This window comes from Brevundimonas sp. GW460-12-10-14-LB2 (assembly GCF_001636925.1).
GTDB lineage: Bacteria > Pseudomonadota > Alphaproteobacteria > Caulobacterales > Caulobacteraceae > Brevundimonas > Brevundimonas vesicularis.
The window spans coordinates 2,474,513-2,487,991 of record NZ_CP015511.1 but is presented as its reverse complement, the minus strand read 5'-3'; the positions used below and the strand labels follow the sequence as shown (position 1 = coordinate 2,487,991).

The window sequence follows — 13,479 nt, the reverse complement described above, 5'->3', positions numbered from 1 at the left end:
TTGCCCTCGAGTGAGGTCATTTGACGCAAGGGCCGGTCGGTCGTCAACGGCCGGTTTGGCAAGAGTCGAACTTTCTTCGACTTATCACTGATAACCCATTTCAGGAACCAGTCATTATCGAAGCTTATTCGATAATGGACCTGATGGCGGCGACCAGGCCTTCGCGGGGGACTTTCATCTGGCCGGGGCGTTCCGCCTTCCAGGCGTCGTTGTCCGTGATGGCGGCGGCGGCGGCGCGGCCGGCGTCCAGATCCTTGATCGTGACCTCGCCGGCGGCGATCTCATCGCCGCCCAGGATGACGACAGCCGGGGCTCCGCGCCGGTCTGCGTATTTCATCTGCGCCTTCATGCCGGCGCGACCCAGATAGAGCTCGGCGGCGATCCCGGCGGCGCGCAGTTCGGCGACGGCGGTCAGATAGTGGGCCATGTCGTCTTCGGAGAAGACGATGACCACGACTGGTCCGCGAACGGCGTCCTCTGCGCCGCGTCCGGCGGCGCGCAGGGCCGAGGCGAGGCGCGAGACGCCGAAGGAGAAGCCGGTCGCCGGCGTGCTCTGGCCGGTGAAGCGGGCGACCAGATCGTCATAACGGCCGCCGCCGCCGATGGAGCCGAAGCGGACCGGCCGACTCTTGTCGTCCACGGTGTCCAGCAGCAGCTCGGCCTCGAACACGGCGCCGGTGTAATATTCCAGGCCGCGCACGATGGTCGGATCGAACTTCACGGCGTCCTGACCGACCGACATGGCGGCCAGCGCCCGGTCGATGGCGGCCAGTTCATTCAGCGCCGCCTCGCCCGCCGCGCCGAGGTCGCCGGAGCGTGCGACCGCGTCCAGCGTCTCGGCCCGCGACAGGCCAGGGGTATTGGCCGAAGCCAGGAAGGCCTCGATGGCGGCCGTGACCTTGGCGGGCAGTTGGGCGCCCTTGGTGTAGTCGCCCGAGTCGTCCAGACGCCCTTCGCCCAGCAGTTGGACCACGCCCTCCCAGCCCAGGCGGTCGAACTTGTCGATAGCGCGCAGGGCGGTCAGTCGCTGACCGGCCTCGGTCACGCCGCCGGCGTCGAACAGGCCGTCGAAAAGCTTGCGGTTCGAAACGCGGATTTGGGCCTGGCCGGCGTCCAGACCGGCGGCGCGCAGGCCTTCGCAGCCCATGGCGATGATCTCGGCGTCGGCCTCAGGCCGGTCCGAGCCGACGGTGTCGGCGTCGCACTGCCAGAACTCGCGGAAGCGACCGGGGCCGGGCTTCTCGTTCCGCCAGACCGGACCATAGGCATAGCGGCGGAACGGCTTGGGCAGGGTTTCCCAGGTCTGGGCCGCGAACCGGGCCAGGGGCGCGGTGTGGTCGTAGCGCAAGGCCATCCATTCGCCCGGCTCGTCCGATCCGGCGTCGTCCTGTAGTGCGAAGACGCCCTCATTCGGCCGGTCGGCGTCGGGCAGGAACTTGCCCAGTGCATCGGCGTATTCGAAGGCTGGCGTCTCCAGCGGCTCAAAGCCCCAGCGCTCGTAAACCTCGGACACGCGCGCGACGATGCGCCGCTCGGCTGTCAGGTCACGGCCGCGCTTGTCGGCGAAGCCGCGCGGATTGCGGGCGAGGGGGCGGGGAGGCGCGGCGTCGGTCATGGCGCGCGCTTAAGCCAAGGCGCCCTTGATCGCAAATTTTGCACGGCGGCTCATGTAAAGACAGCGTCCGTCGGCGCCATGCAATGGTCTGTTCCTAAAGACGAAATCCTGATCTCGGCGGAACCGCTGTGCGGATTTTTCGTTGATGGCGCATGACGCCCCACGCCCTTCTTGTTCCGCGCACCTGCAACACCTCCGATCGCCGCACGATCCGGTGGTGGGAGTGCGAACTGATCGATGACGCCGGATCGCGCCGCTTGCAGAACCAGGCCTTCTTCTCGATCCGTGAAGCCCGGTCCTGGGCGTCGGCGCAGGGCTATCCCGTCAGCGACGATGCCGCCGCTGCGGCAGAGCTTTGATGTCCGAGGCGGCGCCGAGCGGCATTCTGACCGCCGAAGCTTTCGATACGCCGCGCATCCTGCTCGCGGGCGCGGTCGATTACGCCATGTACGAGCGCTTTCGCCAGCAGATGGCGGAGGCGCCCGACACCGGGCTGACCGTCATCGAACTGTCGACCCTGGGCGGTGATCCGGAGGTGGCGCGCATGATGGGCGAGGATGTGCGCTTTCAAAGCGACATCAATCCGTCCCGCCGGCTGGTCTTTCTGGGCAAGGCGGCGATCTATTCCGCCGGCGCCACCTTCATGAGCTTCTTTGCGGTGGAAAACCGCTATCTGACGCGCGGCGCCCGGGTGATGATCCACGAGCGCAAGATGGACACGCAACTGCACGTCACGGGGCCGCTGACGACCTGCATCGCCTCGGTTCGCGCCATGCTGAACGAGCTGGAACACTCCATCGCCATCCAGAACGAGGGTTTCGAGAACCTGGTGCGCGGATCGTCGGTGACGATGGCGGAAGTGCTGAAACGCGCCCCTGCCAACTGGTACATTGAGGCCCAGGAGGCAAAGGCTCGCGGTCTGATCGCCGAAGTGATCTGACCCGCCCACCGGATCAGGCCTGGAGCGTTTCCACGGTCAAATTTCCGTTGGTGTAGACGCAGATTTCGGCCGCGATCTTCATGGCCTTACGGGCGACCTGTTCGGCGTCCAGATCGGTTTCCTCGATCAGGGCGCGGGCGGCCGACAGGGCGTAGTTGCCGCCCGAACCCACGGCGGCGACGCCATATTCCGGCTCCAGCACATCGCCGACGCCCGTCACGGTGAAGATGGACGACTTGTCCGCCACCAGCAGCATGGCCTCCAGCCGGCGCAAATAACGGTCGGTGCGCCAGTCCTTGGCGAGGTCGACGCAGGCGCGCGCCAGCTGGTCAGGATATTGCTCCAGCTTGGCCTCAAGCCGCTCGATCAGGGTGAAGGCGTCGGCCGTGGCGCCGGCAAAGCCGGCCAGCACCTTGCCGCCGGCCAGGGTGCGCACCTTGCGGGCGGCGCCCTTGACGATGGTCGGGCCCATCGAGACCTGGCCGTCGCCGGCGATCACGGTGCGTCCGTTCTTGCGCACCGCCAGAATGGTGGTGCCGTGCCAGTCGGGGAAGTTGGATGCGGTCTGGGTCATGGCAATCAGATGGCGCGACCGGGCATCGGCATCAAGTCTGTCGCGCCTCGGTATAATGCTGTCTTATTTTGACCCCAATATTGGCTAGAAGGCGCAATCCGCTTTCGCGGTTCTTTGAAATCGAGGGACAGGTTTTGCTTTATCGCGTCGTTTTCGTGAGTGAAATGATCGGTGGTGCGAACAACACGACCCAATCGCTTGCCGAAATCCTCGGCGCGTCGGAGCGAAACAACCGCCGCGACGAGATCGGCAGCGCCATGCTGTTCCACGAGGGCGAGGCGGCCCAGGTGATCGAGGGCGCCCGTGCGGACCTGGACCGCTTGATGTCGCGCCTCTGGAAAGACCCGCGTCATCACAATATCCGCGTCCTGGATGATCGGCCCGTCATGCAGCGGCGGATGCGCGAGCCCGCACGGCTTTGCGCCCTCAGCGACCGGCAGGCCGCCGACATTCTGCGCGGACGGCGCCTGAGCGATCTGTCCAGCGCGGGTCTGGAAAAGCTGCTGTCGTGCGAACACGTCCGGATGGCCGCTTAGGGCGACAGGCGACAGGCCCCTCGCGCCGGAACCTCTGCGGCGCTAGATAGGGCGGTGATCTTTTCCGAAGACGAAGTCGAACGCTATGCGCGCCATCTGGTCCTGTCCGAAGTCGGCGGGCCGGGGCAGCAGGCGCTGAAGCGCGCGCGGGTGCTGATCGTCGGCGCGGGCGGCGTGGGGTCGCCGGCGGCGCTCTATCTAGCGGCGGCGGGTGTCGGGGCGCTGGGCCTGATTGACGACGACGTGGTGGGCCTGTCCAACCTTCAGCGGCAGATCGCCTTTTCGACGGCGCAGGTCGGCCGGTCAAAGGTCGAGGCGGCGGCGGAACGGCTGGTCGGCCTCAATCCGCATGTCGCGATCGAAACCTTCGCCGAGCGGATCACCGCCGAGAATGCGGCGGCGCGGATCGAAGCCTTCGACATCGTGTTGGACGGGACCGACGATTTTCAGACCCGGCTGTGGGTCAATGCGGCCTGCGTTGCGGCGGGCAAGCCGCTGGTGTCGGGCGCGCTTGGCCGCTGGAACGGGCAGGTCGGGGTGTTTTCGGGCCAGCCCTGCTATCAATGCCTGGTGCCCGAGATCCCGCCGGATGCGGAGACCTGTGCGCGCGTCGGCGTCGTGGGCGCTCTGACCGGCGTGATCGGGTCGATGGCGGCGCTTGAGGTCGTCAAGCTGATCACCGGCGCGGGCGAGGCCCTGACGGGACGGCTGATGCTGTATGACGGTCTGGCGGGCTCGGCGCGGACCGTGCGGGTCGCCGCTGATCCGGAATGCCCGGTCTGCGGCTGACGCTCAGGCGGCCGTCGCGAAACGGATGTCGGCCAGATCCAAGTCAGGCAGCGGCGGAGCGAAGCCCAGCGCCGGGTTGCTGAGCACTGTCACCAGACGCTCGCCGCAATAGAGATAAAGGGTCTCGAACCCGACCCAGTTGCGGGCGATCGCCTCAAGCGCCTGATTGGCCGCCGTGTCGTTAATCGCGTCGAGGACGCAGATGTCCCGCACCGGAACGCCGGGCAGGTTGACGATGCAGTAGTAGGAGTCCAACGCACACTTCCTCGATCAGGACGCCGGAAACGAAGCGCGTTTACGACGGTTCCTCCCCTGCCAGCGGTTTTCGACAGCCGTGTGAGTTCGGTCCGACAGACTTGTGAAAAGGAGGCCTGATGGCCCGACGTCCCGCCTCGCCCAAACGCCTGAACGCCGCAAATCTCAGCGGCTTGGGGGCTGAGCGTCTGGGCGAACTGCTGATGCAGGCGGCGGATGCGGATGCGATCCTGAAGCGGCGGCTCAGGCTGGTGATGGCGGCCGAGACGGGGCCGGATCTGCTTGCCCTGGAAATCGACAAGCGCTTGACGACCATCGCGGCCAGCCGCGCGCGCGTGTCGTGGCGAAAGCGGCCGGACCTGCTGCGCGATCTGGAGATTCTGCGGGCTGCAATCGTCGAGGATTTGGCCGAGGCCGCGCCGGCGACGGGGTTGGAGCGATTGATCGGCTGGTTCGACCTGTTTCGCGGCCTGGCGTCGCGGGTCAAGGATCAGAAGGGCGAACTGGCCAACGCGTTCGAAACGGCGGCCTCGGACCTGTGGCGGATCGCCGAGGCTGCGCTTCGGACGGACGAAAGCTCAGTCGGTCTACTGGCGGAGGCGGTGGCGCGGCAACCGCTCGAATACGCCCGGTGGATTGGGGCCGGCGGCGACGATCTGACGGCGGACATGGCAAAGAGGCTGCTGCATCGTCTCGATACTGCATCCACCGCGCGCGGTATGCGGACGGTCGTGCGACGGCTGGCCGACCGGGCGAGCGATCTGGACCTGTGGCTGTCGATGACGACGCCGGAGGAACGGGGCTCGCCGGATTTTGCGGCGGTGATGGCCAAGCGGCTGCTGGTCGCTGATCGCATTCCCGAAGCGCGTCAGGCGCTGGAGGCGGCGCTCAAACCGTCGGCAGGCAACCGGCGTTGGACCTTCGGGCGATCCCCGCAGGCCGGGCCGCCGGTCCTGACGCCGGCGTGGGAGGCGACCTCGATCGACCTCTTGGAAGCCGAGGGCCGCAAGGAAGAGGCGCAGGATCTGCGCTGGGCGATGTTCGAGCGCGACCTGTCCGCGCCGGTGCTGCGGGCCTATCTGGCGCGCCTACCCGACTTCGACGATGTGGAGGCGCTGGACCGCGCCCTGGCTCACGCCGCGACCTACGCCGATTTTGAGACGGCGCTGGGGTTTCTGATGGACTGGCCCGCGCACCGCGAGGCCGCCGCCCTGGTCGAACGCCGCATCCGCGAGGTGCGCGCGCCGCTGCCGCTCAAGGCCGACTGGGCGGCGCGGCTGGCGCAGAAATATCCCAACGCGGCCGAGCGGCTGCTGGCGGCAGGCTAGAGCATTGCCGGGATGACGCGGTCAGGCGGGCGGTGGCCGTTCTGATAGGTCATGACGTTGGCGATGACGCGGTCGCCCATGTCCTGGCGCGCTTCCAAGGTGGCGGAACCCAGGTGGGGCAACAGCACGACATTGGACTGGCCCAACAGGCCATGATGGATCGCAGGCTCGTTCTCGAACACATCCAGGCCGACGCCGGACAGAGCGCGCATGGCCACCGCCTGGGCCAAGGCGGCTTCGTCGATCAGTTCGCCGCGCGCGGTGTTGATCAGGATGGCGTGGGGCTGGAGCCGGGCCAGTCGTTCGGCTGACAGCAGGTGGTGGGTGTCCTTCGTCGCCGGACAGTTCAGCGAGACGATGTCCATCCGCGCCAGCATCTGGTCCAGATCGTCCCAGTAGGTCGCGCCCAGTTCTTCCTCGATCAAGGCCGGGACGGGCTTGCGATTGTGATAGTGGACCTGAAGCCCGAATGCCTTGGCGCGGCGGGCCAAGGCCTGGCCGATCCGGCCCATGCCGACGATACCCAGCCGCTTGCCCCAAAGCTTGCGTCCGCACATCCAGGTCGGGGTCCAGCCCTCGAACCGGCCTTCGGCCACCACCTGGGCGCCCTCGACGATGCGGCGGCTGACGGCCAGGATCAGACTCATGGCCAGGTCGGCGGTGTCCTCGGTCAGGACGCCGGGCGTGTTGGTCACGATGATGCCGCGCGCCACGGCCGCCTCGACGTCGATATGGTCCACCCCGGCGCCGAAGTTGGCGATCATCTTCAACTGCTCGCCTGCGCCATTGATCAGGTCGGCGTCGATGACGTCGGTGATCGTGGGCACCAGAACCTCGGCGCGCTGGACGGCGGCCTGCAACGCGGCGCGGTCCATCGGCTGATCCTTGAGGTTCAGCTCGGCGTCGAACAGCTCGCGCATGCGCGTTTCGACCGCGTCGGGCAGGCGTCTGGTTAATACGACCTTAAGCTTGCGGGGGGACATTCTCGGCCTTGGTTAGCGGGCGGCGATTCAGACGGATCAAAGCCCGCGCGACGGGTCGTTCCAATCAGTGTCTAGCAAAGCCGCCGCCATCTTCCAAAGCCTGCGACGCCGCATCGCCCTCGTTGGAGCCATTCTCGGCCTCGGCGTGATGGCCAGCGCCGGCGCGACCATGCCCGACGGCCGCCCGACGCCGACCGGGCTTGAGGTGCCGCGCTGGATTTCGCTGAAGTCCTCGCACGTCCGCGCGCGCCAGGGGCCGGGCCTGGATTATCCGATCCTGTGGGAATACCGCGCCGCCGGCCTGCCGGTTCAGGTGATCGCCGAGACGACCGAATGGCGCAAGATCTGCGACCCGGACGGGGCCGTGGCCTGGATCCACCGCACGGTGTCGTCGGGCCGGCGCTATGTCTTCAACACGACCGCCGAGGAAGTGCCGATCCGCTCGGGCCGATCCGAGACCGCGTCGGTGCGCGCGCGCCTGTCGCCGCGCGCCCTGGTGATGCTGGACGAATGCGAAGAGGGCTGGTGCAAGGTCCGGGCGCGACGGCTGGAGGGTTTTGTGGCCCAGCGGGCCGTGTTCGGCACCCAAGAGCGGGCGCTGTGCAACGCCAATCGCCCCGCAGGCACGGGTCGCAACTGACCGCACGCTGTTGAGCGAAGCGGCGCGGTCGTGTAACCCGCGCGCAACGTCTCAAGAAACGGAAGCGCCTTGACCCAGTCCCAATATCCTTCGTCCTTCGATCATGAGGCCCTGCTGGCCTCGGGCCGCGGCGAGCTGTTCGGTCCCGGCAACGCCCAGCTGCCCGCCCCGCCGATGCTGATGTTCGACCGCATCACCACGATCAATGCGGACGGCGGAGAGCATGGCAAGGGCTATGTCGAGGCCGAACTCGACATCCATCCCGACCTCTGGTTCTTCCAGTGCCACTTCATCGGCGACCCCGTTATGCCGGGCTGCCTCGGCCTGGACGCCATGTGGCAGCTGGTCGGCTTCTATCTGGGCTGGATCGGCGGTCCCGGTCGCGGCCGCGCCCTGGGCGTCGGCGAGGTCAAGTTCACCGGCCAAGTCACCCCAGACATCAAGAAGGTGGTCTACAAGATCAACCTGAAGCGGGTCATCAACCGCAAGCTGGTCATGGGCATCGCCGACGGCGTGCTGGAGGCCGACGGCCAGGTCATCTACACCTGCAACGACATGCGGGTCGGCCTGTTCGGCGCCAAGGATGAGGCGGCGGGCGGTTAACGCCCCTATATAACCGCGAACAAGGCGGACGGTCCTCGGACCAGGAAGCATCAAGAAGGAAACACCATGCGTCGTGTCGTCGTCACCGGCCTGGGCATCGTCTCTTCCATCGGCCATGGCGCCGAGGAGGTGACCCAGTCCCTGCGCGAAGCCCGTTCGGGCGTCGTTCATGCTCCCGACCACGCCAAATACGGCTTCCGCAGCCAGGTCTGGGCGCCGCCCAAGATCGGTCCGTGGGAAGAGCTGGTCGACCGTCGCGCCGCCCGCTTCCTGGCCAACGGCACCGCCTGGGGCCACATCGCCTTCGAAGAGGCGCTGAAGTCGTCGGGCATGACGGCGGACGAGATCAAGGATGACCGGATCGGCCTGATCGTCGGCGAGGGCGGCCCCTCGACGCAGGTGATCCTGCAGGCGGCCGCGACCACGGTCGAAAAGGGCGCGCCCAAGCGCATCGGCCCGTTCGCGGTGCCCAAGGCGATGGCGTCGGGCCCGTCGGCGGTGCTGTCGACCTGGTTCCAGATGCGCGGCATCAACTATTCGATCAGCTCGGCCTGCGCGACGTCGGCCCATTGCATCGGCGCCGGGGTCGAACAGATCCAGTGGGGCAAGCAGGACGTGGTCTTCGCCGGCGGTTGCGAGGACATCGACTGGTCCATGTCCAACATGTTCGACGCCATGGGCGCCATGTCGTCGGACTTCAACGACAATCCGTCGGTCGCCTCCAGAGCCTATGACGCCAACCGCGACGGTTTCGTCATCGCCGGCGGCGCCGGCATCGTGGTGCTGGAAGAATACGAGCGGGCCAAGGCGCGCGGCGCGACCATCTACGCCGAAGTCACCGGCTATGGCGCCAACGCGGACGGCTACGACATGGTCGCCCCCTCGGGCGAGGGCGCCCAGCGCTGCATGAAGATCGCGCTGGAACAGGCCGGCAATCCGAAGATCGACTATCTGAACCCGCACGGCACCTCGACGCCCGTGGGCGACGCCAAGGAGATGGAGGCCGTGCGCGCCGTCTTCGGCGACCAGATGCCGATGATCTCCTCGACCAAGTCGCTGACCGGCCACTCGCTCGGCGCGGCCGGCGCCCAGGAAGCCATCTACTGCCTGTTGATGATGCAGAACGGCTTCGCCGCCGAAAGCGCTCATATCGAAAATCTCGATCCGGCGTTCGAAGGCATGCCGATTCTGCGCCAGCGCTACGACGGCGAACTGACCCACGTCATGTCTAACAGCTTCGGCTTCGGCGGCACCAACGGCACGCTGATCCTGTCGAAGGTCTGATACGCGACCGTTCGGCCCCGTCATTCTTGGGTCACCCGAGGATGACGGGACGGAACAGAAATCGACGGCTTTATTGCGCAGGAAAGTTAGCTTCCGAGCTCGCTGCGTCGATTTTGTCGCGATCGGCCGTTTACACGACCGTTTCTCACCCGTAGAGAGCGTCGCCGTGACGCAACGCCCGATTAAAGCGATGACCTCGAAAACCACCGGCTTCGGCGGGGCGGTTTCGGGTGCGCGCACGGTCTAGCGACAACCCCGATCCCAAGCCCCGCCGATGCGCGGGGCGGTCGATCCGGCTGAACCCCGCGCCTCCATCCTTCAGGAGACGCTCGAATGTCCTTTTCCCCGTCCAGCCCGCCCAACGTGGGAATCGTCGGCGCCACCGGCCTCGTCGGCGAGATGATACGTGGGCTGTTGGCCGAGCGGAACTTCCCGCTGGCCTCGCTGCGCCTGTTCGCCTCGGCCCGGTCGGCGGGCACGACGATCCGCTTCGGCGAGACCGAGATCGTGGTCGAGGATGCGGCGAGCGCCGACTACGCCGGTCTGGACATTGTTTTCTTCTCGGCCGGCGGCGAGACGTCCAGGGCCCTAGCGCCCAAGGTGGCGGCCGCCGGGGCGGTGGTGATCGACAACTCTTCGGCCTGGCGGTCTGACCCCCAGGTGCCGCTGGTGGTCGCCGAGGTGAACCCCCATGCCCTGGCCAACCTGCCCAAGGGCATCATCGCCAACCCCAACTGCACCACCATGGCCGCGATGCCGGTTTTGAAGCCCCTGCACGACGCGGCGGGGCTGAAGCGTCTGACGGTCTCGACCTATCAGGCCGTCTCGGGCGGCGGGATCGAGGGCATTCGCGTGCTGGAGGATCAGTCGCGTGCTGCCGTGGGGCAGGGCGCGGCCCTGGCCCGCGACGGCGGGGCCGTGGACTTCGGCGCGCCAGAGAAGTGGGTCGTGCCGATCGCCGCGAACGTGGTGGCCCTGAACTATACGCTCGGCGAAGACGGGTATACCGACGAGGAGCTGAAGCTGCGCGACGAAAGCCGCAAGATCCTGGAAATCCCCGGCCTGCCGGTCTCGGGTACCTGCGTGCGGGTGCCGGTCTTCACCGGCCATTCGCTGTCGATCAATGTCGAGTTCGAGCGCCCGCTGTCGGCGGCTCAGGCGCTGGATCTGCTGGCACAGGCGCCCGGCGTGGTGGTGACGGCCGTGCCGAACCCGCTGGAAGCGTCAGGTCAGGACCCGGTCTTCGTCGGGCGCGTGCGTCCCGATCCGACGGTCGAGCATGGTCTCGCCCTATTCATCTCGAACGACAATCTGAGGAAGGGCGCGGCCCTGAACGCGGTCCAGATCGCCGAGGTGCTGGTCCAGCAGCGCGGCTGACTGGCGGATTCAGTCGTAGCGCACGCCGCTGAGATAGAGCCCTGCCGACGGGGCGACGGGGCCGCACCGGGCGCGGTCCTTCGCCTCCAGCGCGGCCTTGACGTCGTGGGCGCTCCAGCGACCCAGCCCCACCTCGACCAGGGTGCCGGCCATGGACCGAACCTGGCGGTGCAGGAAGCTGCGCGCCTGAAACACCAGATGCACCTCCTCGCCGAAGCGGGTGACGCGCGCCACGTCCAGTGACTTGACCGGCGATTTGGACTGGCAACCGACATCGCGGAAGGTGGTGAAGTCGTGATGGCCGACCAGGACCTGGGCCGCGTGGTGCATGGCCTCCGCGTCCAGGGTCTTCTTGACGTGCCAGACCCGGTCGCGTTCCAGCACGGGCTGGGGGCGGCGGTTCAGGATGCGGTACAGATAGCCTCGGCCAGTCGCCGAGAACCGGGCGTGCCAGTCGGGATCGGGCGCGTATTCGGACGCCAGGACACAGACGTCCTGGCGCACGAGATGGGCGTTCATGGCATTCAGCACCGTATCGACGGGCCAGTCGCGGTCCAGATCGGCATGAATGACCTGGGCCGTCGCATGGACCCCGGTGTCGGTGCGGCCGGCGGCGGCGATGCGGATTCGTTCGCCGGAGAAGGCGTGAATGGCCGCCTCCAGCGCGCCCTGCACCGTCGGTTGGCCATCCTGCGCCTGGAAGCCGTTGTAGGCCGTGCCGTCGTATTCGATCGTCAGCTTGTAGCGCGGCATCAGCCGAGCACGGTCCCGGCCGGCAGGGCGAAGCCGCGCAGCATCTCCTCGGCCGATTGCGCCGACTTGCCTTCGCGCTGGACGCGGATCAGACGCACCGCGTCGTCGCCGCAGGCCACCGCCAGGGCGTCATCCAGCACGGTTCCGGGCGCGCCCGATCCGTCCGCCAGACCCGACAGCAGGGCCTTGATCCGCACGGGGCCAGCGTCTGACGGGGCCTCGAACCAGGCGCCGGGGAAGGGCGACAGGCCGCGGATGTGGGCGTCCACCTCGGTGGCGGGGCGGCTCCAGACGATCCGAGCCTCGGCCGGGGTGATCTTCCTGGCGTAGGTCGGCTCTCCGACCTGTTCGGACGGCGTGACCCCGCCCCGGTCGATGGCGGCCAGCGCGCGGGGCCACAGGCCCGCGCCGACATGAGCCATCCGTTCGGACAGGCTGGCGGCCGTGTCGTCGGGCAGAATGTCCATCAGTTCGCTGAGCAGGATGGGGCCTTCGTCCAGACCCAAGCTCATCTGCATGATCTGGACGCCGGTCTGCTTGTCGCCGGCCATGATGGCGCGCTGGATTGGGGCGGCGCCGCGCCACCGCGGCAGCAGCGAGCCATGCAGGTTCAGACAGCCCAGGCGTGGCGCTTCCAGCACCTCGGTCTTCAGGATCTGGCCGTAGGCCACGACGCAGGCCGCATCGAGATCCAGACTTCTGAAGGTGTCGATCGCCTCGGCGTCCTTCATGCTTTCGGGCGTGAAGACGGGCAGACCCATGGTCTCGGCGAAGGCGTGGACGGGCGACGGCGTGAGCTTCTGTCCCCGGCCCTTGGGGCGTGGCGGCTGTGAATAGACGGCGACGATCTCGTGACCCGAGGCGATCAGCTCGGCCAGGGACGGCACGGCGAAGTCGGGAGTTCCCATGAAGGCAAGGCGCATGGGCACGCCTTTAGAGAATTACTGCCAGCGGGTGAAGACGCCGCCGCCCTCGTCCCATTCGCCGCCTGCGTCCAGAGCGTCGTCGAAATCAAGCAGCCGGTCCAGCAGAAGGCCCGCCACGACGCCCAGCAAGGCCACGCCGGCCAGGGTGGCGACGCCGGCGACGCCGACCTTCTGGCTGCGCGTCAGGCGACGACGGCCCGAGGAGTCGATGATCAGCGAGCGGCCGCGTGGAATGGACGGCGCGATGCGACGTGCGGCGCGTTCTATACGTTCTGGGCGGACGATCTTGGTCATCAGGCGGCGATCCTGTCGCGGGCGGCCTTCTTGACCTTGGTCACAGCGCGGTCCCGCTTGAGACGCGACAGATGGTCGATGAAGAGCACGCCGTTAAGGTGGTCCATCTCGTGTTGGATGCATACGGCGTAGAGACCCTCGGCCTCTTCCTCCACCGACTGACCGTCACGGTTCAGATAGCGAATGCGGACGCGGGCCGGGCGTTCCACCTTGTCGAAATACTCAGGGATAGACAGGCAGCCCTCTTCGTAGGTGTAGAGCTCGTCCGAGGTCCACAGGATTTCCGGGTTGGCGAAGAAACGCGGGTTCTTGCGCGCCTCGGCGTTCTCGGCCGCCTCTTCCTCGGTTTCGCAGACCACGCCGTCCTTGTCGCCCAGGTCCATGACGATCACGCGGTCCAGCGCGCCGATCTGCACGGCGGCCAGGCCAATGCCCGGCGCGTCATACATCGTCTCCAGCATATCATCCATCAGGGCGCGGACGGCGTCGTCCACGGCCGCGACGGGCTTGGACACCTGCTTCAGGATCGCCAGGTCGGCGGCGTTGTCGATGGTGAGGATACGTCGAATGGCCATGGCCGGG

Annotated in this window: 17 protein-coding genes; 9 read left to right on the top strand and 8 right to left on the bottom strand. The window is 67.3% G+C overall.

Annotated features, from left to right (window positions below; translation table 11 throughout):
* Window positions 1-124 precede the first annotated feature (124 nt).
* Complete coding sequence (gene hisS / locus A4249_RS12405) at window positions 125-1,615, bottom strand: histidine--tRNA ligase (RefSeq protein WP_066553024.1); 1,491 nt, start codon at window positions 1,613-1,615, stop codon at window positions 125-127.
* Window positions 1,616-1,767: 152 nt separating this feature from the next.
* On the opposite strand from hisS, the gene A4249_RS12400 reads away from it, so the two are divergent.
* Window positions 1,768-1,974, top strand: a complete 207-nt coding sequence (locus A4249_RS12400; RefSeq protein ID WP_055754345.1) for a hypothetical protein — start codon at window positions 1,768-1,770, stop codon at window positions 1,972-1,974.
* Entirely contained in the window at window positions 1,974-2,555 is a 582-nt protein-coding gene (locus A4249_RS12395; protein ID WP_066553022.1) for a ClpP family protease, read from the top strand. The genes A4249_RS12400 and A4249_RS12395 overlap by 1 nt, the downstream gene beginning before the upstream one ends.
* A 13-nt stretch (window positions 2,556-2,568) precedes the next feature.
* On the opposite strand, the gene hslV is transcribed toward A4249_RS12395, so the two are convergent.
* Window positions 2,569-3,129: an ATP-dependent protease subunit HslV gene (gene hslV / locus A4249_RS12390; RefSeq protein WP_017504950.1), complete on the bottom strand. Its 561-nt coding sequence runs from the start codon at window positions 3,127-3,129 to the stop codon at window positions 2,569-2,571.
* Window positions 3,130-3,293: 164 nt separating this feature from the next.
* Here hslV and A4249_RS12385 point away from each other — a divergent pair, with 164 nt between their 5' ends.
* Complete coding sequence (locus A4249_RS12385; RefSeq protein WP_066555160.1) at window positions 3,294-3,665, top strand: BLUF domain-containing protein; 372 nt, start codon at window positions 3,294-3,296, stop codon at window positions 3,663-3,665.
* A gap of 54 nt (window positions 3,666-3,719) precedes the next feature.
* A complete protein-coding gene (locus tag A4249_RS12380; protein WP_066553020.1) occupies window positions 3,720-4,454 on the top strand; it encodes a HesA/MoeB/ThiF family protein in 735 nt (244 codons plus the stop codon).
* Window positions 4,455-4,457: 3 nt separating this feature from the next.
* Here the strand turns inward: A4249_RS12380 and A4249_RS12375 are convergent, their stop codons facing one another.
* Window positions 4,458-4,709, bottom strand: coding sequence for a hypothetical protein (locus A4249_RS12375; RefSeq protein WP_055754349.1), 252 nt, complete (start codon window positions 4,707-4,709; stop codon window positions 4,458-4,460).
* 119 nt (window positions 4,710-4,828) lie between these two features.
* Here A4249_RS12375 and A4249_RS12370 point away from each other — a divergent pair, with 119 nt between their 5' ends.
* Entirely contained in the window at window positions 4,829-6,037 is a 1,209-nt protein-coding gene (locus tag A4249_RS12370) for a DUF6880 family protein (protein WP_066553018.1), read from the top strand.
* Here the strand turns inward: A4249_RS12370 and A4249_RS12365 are convergent.
* On the bottom strand, window positions 6,034-7,020 hold the full coding sequence (locus A4249_RS12365) for a 2-hydroxyacid dehydrogenase (RefSeq protein ID WP_066553016.1): 987 nt from the start codon (window positions 7,018-7,020) through the stop codon (window positions 6,034-6,036). The genes A4249_RS12370 and A4249_RS12365 overlap by 4 nt on opposite strands.
* A 67-nt stretch (window positions 7,021-7,087) precedes the next feature.
* Here A4249_RS12365 and A4249_RS12360 point away from each other — a divergent pair, with 67 nt between their 5' ends.
* The 4 genes from A4249_RS12360 (at window position 7,088) to A4249_RS12345 (ending at window position 10,924) form a co-directional block, all read left to right on the top strand.
* Window positions 7,088-7,660: an SH3 domain-containing protein gene (locus A4249_RS12360; RefSeq protein ID WP_231868706.1), complete on the top strand. Its 573-nt coding sequence runs from the start codon at window positions 7,088-7,090 to the stop codon at window positions 7,658-7,660.
* A 69-nt stretch (window positions 7,661-7,729) separates the two neighbouring features.
* On the top strand, window positions 7,730-8,263 hold the full coding sequence (fabA, locus tag A4249_RS12355) for a 3-hydroxyacyl-[acyl-carrier-protein] dehydratase FabA (protein ID WP_055754351.1): 534 nt from the start codon (window positions 7,730-7,732) through the stop codon (window positions 8,261-8,263).
* Between the two features lie 66 nt (window positions 8,264-8,329).
* A complete protein-coding gene (gene fabB / locus A4249_RS12350; protein WP_066553015.1) occupies window positions 8,330-9,547 on the top strand; it encodes a beta-ketoacyl-ACP synthase I in 1,218 nt (405 codons plus the stop codon).
* Between the two features lie 333 nt (window positions 9,548-9,880).
* Window positions 9,881-10,924 (top strand): aspartate-semialdehyde dehydrogenase, encoded by a 1,044-nt coding sequence (locus A4249_RS12345; RefSeq protein ID WP_066553012.1) that lies wholly within the window; start codon window positions 9,881-9,883, stop codon window positions 10,922-10,924.
* Window positions 10,925-10,933: 9 nt separating this feature from the next.
* Here the strand turns inward: A4249_RS12345 and truA are convergent, their stop codons facing one another.
* From truA to def, 4 genes are read right to left on the bottom strand one after another with little or no spacing between them, the layout of a single operon-like run.
* Complete coding sequence (gene truA, locus A4249_RS12340; RefSeq protein WP_066553007.1) at window positions 10,934-11,677, bottom strand: tRNA pseudouridine(38-40) synthase TruA; 744 nt, start codon at window positions 11,675-11,677, stop codon at window positions 10,934-10,936.
* On the bottom strand, window positions 11,677-12,600 hold the full coding sequence (gene fmt, locus A4249_RS12335; protein ID WP_066553006.1) for a methionyl-tRNA formyltransferase: 924 nt from the start codon (window positions 12,598-12,600) through the stop codon (window positions 11,677-11,679). Before fmt ends, truA begins: the two co-directional genes overlap by 1 nt.
* 18 nt (window positions 12,601-12,618) lie before the next feature.
* Window positions 12,619-12,897, bottom strand: coding sequence for a hypothetical protein (locus A4249_RS12330; protein WP_082854149.1), 279 nt, complete (start codon window positions 12,895-12,897; stop codon window positions 12,619-12,621).
* Window positions 12,897-13,472 carry a peptide deformylase gene (gene def, locus A4249_RS12325; protein WP_039243916.1) on the bottom strand — a complete coding sequence of 192 codons (576 nt, stop codon included), beginning with the start codon at window positions 13,470-13,472 and terminating at the stop codon, window positions 12,897-12,899. Before def ends, A4249_RS12330 begins: the two co-directional genes overlap by 1 nt.
* Between the last annotated feature and the right edge of the window lie 7 nt (window positions 13,473-13,479).

What these genes read in the sequence shown, in the direction of transcription:
- hslV (WP_017504950.1), bottom strand. Translation starts at nt 3,129, where the DNA reads ATGACCCAGACCGCATCCAACTTCCCCGACTGGCACGGCACCACCATT.
- A4249_RS12365 (WP_066553016.1), bottom strand. Translation starts at nt 7,020, where the DNA reads ATGTCCCCCCGCAAGCTTAAGGTCGTATTAACCAGACGCCTGCCCGAC.
- truA (WP_066553007.1), bottom strand. Translation starts at nt 11,677, where the DNA reads ATGCCGCGCTACAAGCTGACGATCGAATACGACGGCACGGCCTACAAC.
- fabB (WP_066553015.1), top strand. Translation starts at nt 8,330, where the DNA reads ATGCGTCGTGTCGTCGTCACCGGCCTGGGCATCGTCTCTTCCATCGGC.
- A4249_RS12400 (WP_055754345.1), top strand. Translation starts at nt 1,768, where the DNA reads ATGACGCCCCACGCCCTTCTTGTTCCGCGCACCTGCAACACCTCCGAT.
- fmt (WP_066553006.1), bottom strand. Translation starts at nt 12,600, where the DNA reads ATGCGCCTTGCCTTCATGGGAACTCCCGACTTCGCCGTGCCGTCCCTG.
- A4249_RS12395 (WP_066553022.1), top strand. Translation starts at nt 1,974, where the DNA reads ATGTCCGAGGCGGCGCCGAGCGGCATTCTGACCGCCGAAGCTTTCGAT.
- hisS (WP_066553024.1), bottom strand. Translation starts at nt 1,615, where the DNA reads ATGACCGACGCCGCGCCTCCCCGCCCCCTCGCCCGCAATCCGCGCGGC.
- A4249_RS12385 (WP_066555160.1), top strand. Translation starts at nt 3,294, where the DNA reads ATGATCGGTGGTGCGAACAACACGACCCAATCGCTTGCCGAAATCCTC.
- A4249_RS12370 (WP_066553018.1), top strand. Translation starts at nt 4,829, where the DNA reads ATGGCCCGACGTCCCGCCTCGCCCAAACGCCTGAACGCCGCAAATCTC.
- A4249_RS12330 (WP_082854149.1), bottom strand. Translation starts at nt 12,897, where the DNA reads ATGACCAAGATCGTCCGCCCAGAACGTATAGAACGCGCCGCACGTCGC.
- A4249_RS12345 (WP_066553012.1), top strand. Translation starts at nt 9,881, where the DNA reads ATGTCCTTTTCCCCGTCCAGCCCGCCCAACGTGGGAATCGTCGGCGCC.
- def (WP_039243916.1), bottom strand. Translation starts at nt 13,472, where the DNA reads ATGGCCATTCGACGTATCCTCACCATCGACAACGCCGCCGACCTGGCG.